Annotated in this window: 8 protein-coding genes; 1 reads left to right on the top strand and 7 read right to left on the bottom strand. The window is 44.0% G+C overall.

Translation table 11 applies throughout. From position 1 onward, the window contains the following. Positions 1-574: 574 nt before the first annotated feature. Entirely contained in the window at positions 575-1,225 is a 651-nt protein-coding gene (locus I3252_RS03485) for a glutathione S-transferase (RefSeq protein WP_238034230.1), read from the bottom strand. Positions 1,226-1,422: 197 nt separating this feature from the next. On the opposite strand from I3252_RS03485, the gene I3252_RS03480 reads away from it, so the two are divergent. Next, positions 1,423-1,773 (top strand): DUF3817 domain-containing protein, encoded by a 351-nt coding sequence (locus tag I3252_RS03480; protein WP_227689988.1) that lies wholly within the window; start codon positions 1,423-1,425, stop codon positions 1,771-1,773. A gap of 154 nt (positions 1,774-1,927) precedes the next feature. Here I3252_RS03480 and fhuB read toward each other — a convergent pair whose 3' ends face one another. The 6 genes from fhuB to phhA form a co-directional block, all read right to left on the bottom strand. Continuing rightward, the gene (fhuB, locus tag I3252_RS03475; RefSeq protein WP_238034229.1) at positions 1,928-4,096 is read right to left on the bottom strand and encodes a Fe(3+)-hydroxamate ABC transporter permease FhuB; all 2,169 of its coding nucleotides are present in this window, start codon (positions 4,094-4,096) and stop codon (positions 1,928-1,930) included. After that, positions 4,093-5,004 (bottom strand): ABC transporter substrate-binding protein, encoded by a 912-nt coding sequence (locus tag I3252_RS03470; RefSeq protein WP_238034228.1) that lies wholly within the window; start codon positions 5,002-5,004, stop codon positions 4,093-4,095. The genes fhuB and I3252_RS03470 overlap by 4 nt, the downstream gene beginning before the upstream one ends. 259 nt (positions 5,005-5,263) lie before the next feature. Next, a complete protein-coding gene (locus I3252_RS03465) occupies positions 5,264-6,028 on the bottom strand; it encodes an ABC transporter ATP-binding protein (RefSeq protein ID WP_238034240.1) in 765 nt (254 codons plus the stop codon). A 624-nt stretch (positions 6,029-6,652) separates the two neighbouring features. After that, positions 6,653-8,041 (bottom strand): Na+/H+ antiporter NhaC, encoded by a 1,389-nt coding sequence (nhaC, locus tag I3252_RS03460; protein ID WP_055124079.1) that lies wholly within the window; start codon positions 8,039-8,041, stop codon positions 6,653-6,655. A 92-nt stretch (positions 8,042-8,133) separates the two neighbouring features. Next, positions 8,134-8,475, bottom strand: coding sequence for a 4a-hydroxytetrahydrobiopterin dehydratase (locus tag I3252_RS03455; protein ID WP_198330810.1), 342 nt, complete (start codon positions 8,473-8,475; stop codon positions 8,134-8,136). A 126-nt stretch (positions 8,476-8,601) separates the two neighbouring features. Continuing rightward, positions 8,602-9,558, bottom strand: coding sequence for a phenylalanine 4-monooxygenase (gene phhA / locus I3252_RS03450; RefSeq protein ID WP_238034227.1), 957 nt, complete (start codon positions 9,556-9,558; stop codon positions 8,602-8,604). Positions 9,559-9,603 lie beyond the last annotated feature (45 nt).

The following is a 9,603-nucleotide window of genomic DNA, read 5'->3' as shown; positions in this document are numbered from 1 at the left end:
AATTGTTTTATGATGTTTGTCCTAAACATAACAATTTTATTTTGAACTGACTATAATATGATATCGATTTTTTCTAATTCAGTTTCTTTAATGGCACTTTTTAACATTTCAAACAGTCCTTCGTAAATGTTGGGATTAGGGGTGAATTAAGTGGTTATCGCATATAAAAAGCAAAGCCATCGGCGTCACTATAATTGGCACTTGGATTCGTTGTTTGCGCACTCTTATATTCATACTCGTATAAAAGTTACTTTAACAACCATGCCAATCAATTCGTAATTGAGTTCACTCAAGAATATTTATATAATGATACACTTATGTTCATTCTAACCTAAGAGTACAAGTGTACACAATAGACACTCAACCCTTTTGATACAAAGGTTATGAAAAGCGGCTATCAAACCGCCATAGATTGATATTTATTTTGAGAATAGTACTGTTGAGGTCTATCAAAATGATGAGGGTAAACAGCTCCCTCATCATTAGGGATTGTTTAATGACGAGTGGGTGGTTGCTGGACATATCTAAAATAGATTGATTAAATATTTACAAAGAAATGAATGAGCTACTTCTACTAAGAAGGGAAAATCACTGGCTCATCGCCATCTTGCCAAGGTTGAAACTTAATCATGGCTTGTATAAATAATGGATGCGCTAGCCAGTTTTTTAGCCATATTTGCAGCTTCGGATAAGGCAAACTGTAAAAAACGTCGCGATCTACATGAGCAAATTGGCGGACAAATGGCATAATACCGATATCGGCAATGGTCATACTATCTCCTAGCAAATAAGTATTTTTAGTAAGCAGTGCTTCTAAAATCTGTAGAAACGCTTCACCTTTTTGCCGATATTCTGTTTGGGTCATTTCAAGATGACGGTCAGCATATTTATAGCGATCTAGCCAATACTTAAACTCCTGATCGTTTTGCTCAATTAACGTATTACCTTGATGCAAAGTCTTAGGATTCAACAGCTCTTGTGGATCTTGCTGTTCAAGCGCCCACTCCATTATTTCCCGACTCTCTTCAATCACAACACCATCAGCGAGCTGTAAAACTGGCACGGTGCCTTTTGGGCTAATCGCTAGCATTTTCGCAGGTTTGTTTTTTAAGGTGATCTCCCGTAGCTCTACTGGCAACTCGGCAAACAACAGACCGAGACGCGCGCGCATGGCATAAGGACAGCGACGAAAAGAGTAAAGACAAGAAAGGAAGTAAGCAGTCATATATTTTTTCACAGTTAAAACGAGATCAGTAGCCTTTCGGTAGCCTTAGAATCACTGACATCAAGAGTCATTTAGTTTCGTTACTGATCTCTATTAAGGGTTGGTAAAATTAATACTTCAAAGCATTGAGTAAAGCCAGTATCATAGCGGCATTGAAAAACCCTTACCTTATTTATTATAAACAAAAGGAAGATATAGTGTCGCAGGCTCAGACAACTATCACAGAAACACCTCATCTCACAAAAGATCAGAACTCTGTATTAAAGATTCTTACGATCATGGGTTACTTGGAAGGTACGTCCTTTTTATTACTACTTTGCATCGCCATGCCGCTAAAGTACATGATGGGTATTGCAGAAGCGGTCACCTACATAGGGATGGCTCATGGCGGATTGTTCATCGCGTATATTTTAATGCTGTTGATAGCCACCACCAAAATAAAAATGCCGCTTTGGGCGATGCCAGCAGGGGTACTCGGATCCTTTTTACCCCTTGGTCCGTTTATATTCGATCATTTATTAAAAAAGAACTTGAATAAAAAAGCTTAAAGCCCCTTCAAAGCAATGTCAAATGACTTACTGAATATGACGAACATTGGTGATTTTAAGATATAGCGCTATTTAAGCGCTGGACGGTATGTATTAATGACTGATCATGATGGCTGATTATAGTTATTCGTCAGTCATTAATTTCCCATAAAAACTATCCACTTACTGCGACTGGCACTTTACGAATCAGCCATAAAAAGTACGCGCCGCCAATGATAGCCGCAATCGTGCCTGCAGGCAGCTCATAAGGGAAAATGACATAACGCCCAATCCAGTCTGCTACTACCATCACCCCTGCGCCTAACAAAGCGGCTAATGGCAGTTGGCGCTCAAGCCTTACCGCACCGAGTGACGTCGCCAAATGTGGCACCATTAGACCAATAAAGCTCAATGGCCCAACCGCAAGCGTACTGGCAGTACTTAGCGCCGCCACCAACACCAATAACGCGAGTGTCACTGGTGTCACTGCCACCCCTAAATTACGAGCGACCCCTGTACCCAAACCAAGCACTCTTAAGGGTTTGATAAGGAGTAAGCTGAGGGCAAATAAGATGAGAGCAATGCCGATAAGATACCATACGGTACTAGGCTGGGCGCTATAAGTGGTTCCAGACAACCAGCTAAGCATCGCTTCTAGGCGTGGATCACCAGACAGCTTGACCATGTGCATCACCCCATCCATCATCGCGGCAATACCGATACCGACCAGCAACAGATAGCCAAAACTTACCTTACGTGCTAGCCAAATAACCAGCAATAACACAGCCATCGCTCCTGATAATCCTGAGATTAATAAAGTACCAGCTCCGGCAGATAGCCCTAAGCTTGGTAGCAGTAAAAACCCTAAGATAACCCCAAGCGCCGCGCCCGAGCTCACACCCAATACTTCTGGACTTGCCATCGGATTGCGGGTGAGCGTTTGCAATAACACACCAGCGATGGCCAACATCAGACCTGTTGCCGCAGCGCTCAAACTGCGCGGTAGCCGATACTGCTGGGTGATCGCCCAATCGGTACTTAGTCCCCAGCCACTGACGTCTTGGACAAAAACACAGGCAAGTATAATTATCATTACCACACCAATACCCCAGCGCCACCATGCCACAGGTGCATGCTTGCCCGTTAGCATCGGGGTTACTGTTTCTATCCGCTCGCGGCGCTGACGCAAAATCAGCCAAATAATCAGTGGTGCACCAAGAATACCCGTCATCGCCCCTGCTGGAATTTGCATATTTAGTATGGGTTCGAGTAATAAAGCAACATTGCTAGTCAGCCATAAAAGCAGCGCCCCTAAGACAAAGGCTGCAAGCAGACGTTTGCTAATAGAAGCAACCCCCAACGCATTGACCAGACTGGCAGCGCCAAGACCGATAAAACCAATTAGACCAACTTCGCTGACCACCAAAGCGGTAACAACCGCCACAATAAGCACTACCAATGCACGAATACCGTTAATCGGCACGCCCAAGCGCTTGGCTTGTGAGTCATCGAGACTCATCAAGGTTAATGGTTTTAACAAGGGTAGACAGACAACCGCCATCACGACGGCCGTTATCGCTAGCATCGTACTGGTATGCCAGCTATTCTGTGCCAAAAATCCCGCCGCCCACGACAGCATGCCATTACTACGTTCAGCAAAAAACAACACCAAAACATTGGCAACGGCGGCAAGTAGAATGTTTACCACCAAGCCTGCCAATATTAAAATGAGCGGATTAAAACGACTGGGTGCTGACAATACAAAGACCAGTCCCATACTAATAAGCGCGCCGACAAAGGCCACATAAAGTCCGCCATAAATCGCTAAACTTGGCAAAAACAAGGTCACAATGAGCATGGCCAATTGCGCACCAACACCGACGCCCAATGTGGTGTCTGACGCCAATGGGTTTTTGACCAATTGCTGTAGCAAAATACTGACAACCCCAAGCAGACCACCTGCCAATAGCGCCACTATACTGGTCGCCACTATATGCAGCTGCGTCGCAAGACTGATGATATCCAATTGCGAGCTTGGAATAAACAAATCACTGAGTGGGCGTGTCCATTCCTGAGCGATTAATGCCCACGTGCTCCATACTGACAACACCACAAGGATAATCATTACTGCCCAGATGCGCCATGTATCCGCAAATACCGAAGGTGGTTGCCGAGGTAATTTTGGTGCTGGATTGGGAGGTTTTTGCATGAGCTTAGAGTGTTGCTCTGATGGTGTTTTCAATGTGGGCGACTGAGACGCTGCAAGTGAAGTCATAGGTTTGACATAATCAGTAGTATTATTGGTATGAGAGTGATGAGTCTGTGCGGCAGTATTAATAGTCATGATGCTGCCCCACCTTTTAATGTCACTGTTGATAAATTATTTGCCAAGCCGACCAGTGACGACATGCCACCATAAATCCATATGGGTGGCAGCTCACCCACGCAACGCTTGTCGCCATAGCCTAGACGCTGCCAAACCAAACTGTCTTTAATCTCAGCTCGGGTTATCGGACTCAGCGGGTCTATGATTAATAGGCAGGTCTCATTGTCCAGCTGTGCCAAGTCGCCCATTCGAATAGGGACAAACCCCCATTGATTGCCTTTGCCTAATACATCAAGCCCTTTGCCCATCTGACTTAGCACGGGCTGAAACAAACTATTTTTGACATACATACGCATGTTATTGGCATCAGCAAACTGCACAACGGCAAATCTCTTTACTTTTGGATAGCGCTGATGCAGACGCTCACTTGCCAGTTTGATATCTGTCTGACTTTTTTTAATATAGCTTTCAGCCAAGGCTGGTTCATCAATTAGCTGTCCCAACTGACGAGTCGGCTCAGTATAATCTGCCCAAGTTGCGGTATCACCTTTAGCGGCGAACATGACCGACTCAGAGGGCACATCTCCATAGAGATTGCGGGCATGCTCATAAAAAAAGTTATCGACGACCAAATCGACAGGCAATTGGGCAACCAATTCCGCATTAGGCTGATAGCGAATACCCAAATCAATGATTGAGGTTGGCAATTCAGGCGTACCTACCCATCTGTCCCACACCCTCACATCACCCGTCGCTATCGGGGGGTAACCCATAGCGGTCAAGGTTGCCGCATTGCCCCAATCAGGTGAGACTATATTGATGTTAGCGTTATCTGCATTGCCCACTTGAGCGTCTTTTTGCGCCGTTATTGGTTGGTGACAGGCAGTCAGCACGGTGGTCAGTGTTAAGCTTGCTATGAGCGGCAAACACTTATATTTACTGATAGTGAGATTTGAGCCAGCTTTTGTAAAAGGTTTTATGAAAGATTTTATGGCTATTAAAGAGAACAGAGATTTATAAAGAGCAGGAAACATGGCGGCCTATCTTTTGCGCGAATAAGAGAAAATAAGAAATGAAAAAGATGAGGCAAATACTAGGGCATGCCCTCATTTTAAAAACGGTCATAAAAATTTAACCATTTTTAGCCTACTTATTCATTTTCGTTCAGATTGATGATATGCCCTACTAGGCAACGGCGACTGGCTGCCCCGTTATAGGATGACTAAGCAGCTGCATATCGACGTTAAAAATCTTGTGCAATACTGTCGGTTGCATGGTGCTGCCGATATCACCGTTATGGCAAATACGACCGTTTTTTAAGGCGATAACTCGATCGGCATACTGCGCGGCCAAATTAATATCGTGCAAAATAATCACTACACTCAAGCCCTGCTCATCCACCAAACGACGTATAAGCTGGATAACTTCAAGCTGATAGTGCATATCAAGCGCGGCTAATGGCTCATCAAGTAATAAATATCTGGTGTCTTGTGCCAGACACATAGCAAGCCAAACGCGAGCGCGCTCGCCACCTGAAAGCGTGGCCGTAATTCGGTCAGCGAACGCCTCTGTTTGGGTGATGCGCATGGCTTCTATTACTTTATCTTTGTCCATTTGGTTGGGCTTTTGCAGCCATTTTTGATGCGGATAACGTCCTAGCATGACCAGCTCACGTACTGAAAACCCAGCGGCTTCTGGTAGTTGCTGTGGCAAATATGCCATTTGTCGCGCCAGCGCTTTGTTACTGTAATCACTGATACGGCGCTCATCCAAGCTGATACTACCGCCATTACTCATCATTTCGCCTGCCAACGCTTTGATTAAAGTCGATTTTCCTGAACCATTATGTCCAACCAAAGCGACCAATTGGTTGGTATCAATCTCACAGCTTACATTGTCTAGTAAGGTATTTCCTTGGCGACTGATGGTCAATTGGTTTGCACATAACATATCGGTACTCATCATTAATTTAAATCGTTGTATTTATATTGGACAGCCAATAAAAACTGATTTTACTCGTAAACGATAATAAAAACAATTATCATTAACTTAAAATACCATTCTTTTTATTCCCGTTCGCTGTTACTTGTAAGTATATATACGACCCATTTTCTTTTATCTGTGACACATAACCCTTAAATGCAAGCCTAATTCTTTATCACCTTAATCATTTTTGAACTCGCACAAACCATTACTCATATCAATGAAGAACACTTCGATGAGTTGAGATAAGCTGATTGGGTTTTTAGTCTCTTTTATTTCTTTAACCACAAAAGAGCTATCTAGTACCAACGTCAGTAACGGCTATCTATGCCGAAGCGATGGCTGTACAAGTATTATTAAAAGACACAAAAAAACGTCTGCTCAATCTCTTGAACAAACGTTTTTAATCCCCTGTACAGCACCTACTACTCAACTTAGCGAGCTGCAAATCTGGTATATCGTACTCAACACCTATCAGCTTGTCTCAAATGATTGCAAAGGTATAAATAAAAACTAGGGCTTGTTATGTTGTCTTAGAAGGCACAAGCCCTAGCGTTTTAATGCAGAGTTTAGAGACAAAAGTTTTTCGGGTCACTGACTCTTGAGTCGGCTGATGGTAATTCCCGTAAAACCAAACAATATCGTTAGTAACAGCGATAAATAACAGAAGAACGCATAAGGCAGATAATCAAGCACGGGCACGCCTAATGCTTGGCTGATAAACACGCCGCACACACTCCAAGGCACTAGAGGATTGATGACCGTACCTGCATCTTCAATGGTACGAGACAGATTCTTAGGATGTAAATTCAAACGCTCAAACGTCGGACGAAAGGCAGTACCAGATAATAAAATACTCAAATACTGCTCGCCAATAAGCACGTTAATACTCAGAGCAGACATGGCAGCGGCAAATATGGCGCGCCCTGATGTGGTTAATGTGTCTTTAATCCCTGATAACAGTGCTGGCAAAATACCCAATGCTGTGAGCAAGCCACCCAGACTGAGTGCCAATATCACAATCGCTTGAGTGAAGAACATACTCTGCACACCGCCGCGCGATAGCATACCACCGACTTCACCCAGCTCTAACGATTCAGCTGGTGCATAGCCTGCAAATAAATAGCCGCCTAATTGTCCAAAACTCGGCGAGCTGTGCAAATAAGTAATAATCAATGCTGCCACAATGGTACAGATAATCGTATAGATGGCATTGACACGAAAAACCGCCAACCCAACCAGTACCACAAATGGCAATACCGCATAACCATGTACCAAGCCACTTTCAATCAACTGACCTTGCAATACGGTTACTTGACTCAAGTCAGAGCCTGCGGTCTGCCCAGAGAAAAACCAAAAAATAATGACCGTGAGTATCCACGCTGGTACCGTGGTATACATCATATTGCGAATATGCTCAAACAAATCAATACCCACCACCGATGAAGCAATGGTACAGGTGTCTGATAACGGCGACATTTTATCACCGAAAAACGCCCCTGAAACCACAGCACCAGCCGCAATCGCCACGTTGGCATCAAAGGCATTACTCATACCAATAAAAGCCACGCCCAATGTCGCCGCGGTGGTCAAACTACTGCCCAAGGCAATACCAATAATGGAGGTCAGTACAAAGGCTGAAATGTAATAATACTCTGGTGAAATCAACTGAAAACCAAAATACATCAGCGTTGGAATAGCACCAGACATCATTAAAGCGGCGACCATCAAACCAATAAAGAAGAATAGATAGATCGCACCGATACCACGCATGACACCCGATGCCATTTGCGCTTGCATGTCATCAAAGGTCAAGCCTTTAAACAGACCAATGCCCAGCAAGACACAAATAGCGAGTATCAATGATAAATGCGGTACCCAGCCAAAACCTATCATGGTAACGCCCATAATAGCGATGACAATGGCAGAAATCATAAATGCCAGTTGAGGTGAAATTTGGGTTAATATTTTTGGAGGCATCACACATCCTTAGCTTGCCAGTCAAATCTGGCGTTAGGGTTGGCTTTGAGTCGGACAAGTTTAATGAGTTGCAATAGCGATTGCTACCCTCATTATTGATCCAGCAGACTATCGGTCTTAGCTGCCATGACAAAATCATTGCGATGCAGACCTTTAATGCTGTGTGACCACCACGTAACCGTCACCTTGCCCCACTCTACCAATATGCCAGGATGATGCCCTTCTGCTTCGGCGATGTCTGCTAATTGGTTGGCAAACTCCATCGCCTTGACGAAGTTTTTGAATTTATATTGACGTTGTAATTGCTTGATGCCATCAACCTCGATCAATGACCAATCTGGAATTTGCTGTAATAGCTCTTGTGTTTCGATGTCGCTGACCGTTGGCGCGCCAATGCGGCAGGCCTCACAGCTGGCTTGTGATAATGTCGTCATTATAATGTCCTTTTATGTTAACTATTCATTTTTTTAATACTGTTACGTTTAATACCGTTACGTCCATGTTGACGCTGTCATTTACGACTACATCATTCAAATGATGCCGTTTGTCTTAACCATGCATTAGGCGTTTTTTACTGCATAACTAGGCTCGAACAATCCTAGCGACATGGCTTGTTTGACCATTCCCATGATATCGCTATTGACGATATCAAATAATGTATCCAAATCATCAATGACATAATAAATCGGCTGGATATGATCGATACGATAAGGGGTACGCAACACATCAAGTAAGTCAAACGCTCGGTGCTCTGGTTGATTTTGCGGTTGATGCTGAGGTTCTGCTTGCTGCTCAGAACCAGCATTGAGTGCATAAACCGTCTCAGACGGTGAGCTTAAGATGCCTCCGCCATAGATTCGGCGACTGCCTTTATTTTGTCCCACCAAACCAAACTCGATGGTAAACCAATAGAGCCGTGCCAAAAACCACCGTTCTTCTTTAGTGGCATTAAGACCCAGCTTGCCATAAGTTTCATTGAACATCGCAAAGGCAGGATGGGTCAAAAGCGGACAATGTCCAACGATTTCATGAAAAATATCAGGCTCTTCGATATAGTCCATATCATCAAATCGACGGATAAAAGTTGCCACCGGAAAGGATTTATTGGCAAGCAATTTAAAAAACTTACCAAAACTGATTAATGCAGGGACAGCGGCAGTTTGCCAGCCAGTCGTAGCTTGCAATACCTCATCAATATCATGCAACTGCGGAATACGCGTAGCGGGCAAATTCAGCTTTTTTAAACCGTCTAGATAGGCTGGGCAGGCACGGTTAGGTATTTGCTCGGCTTGACGCTCAAGCAATGCCTGCCACATACCATTTTCATCATCACTATAGTGAATATGACCATAGCTATCTGGCTGATGCGACACGTAAGGTTGTTTTTTAGGCATAGAATCCTGCTTTTTATGAGCAGAATCATCGTGACTGGCAGCATCAGTGCCTAGCGTTTTGCAAGCAACGCTGTTGGTACCGATAGCTTTATTAACAGAATTCGTATGTGGTAGGCGTTCCATGCCTGTATTCCTTTTATTGCCATTGGCACTCTGAATGGCACTCTT

This window comes from Psychrobacter sp. Ps4, assembly GCF_022129285.1.
GTDB classification, from domain to species: Bacteria; Pseudomonadota; Gammaproteobacteria; order Pseudomonadales; family Moraxellaceae; genus Psychrobacter; species Psychrobacter immobilis_A.
This window is presented reverse-complemented; position numbering and strand designations above follow the sequence as displayed.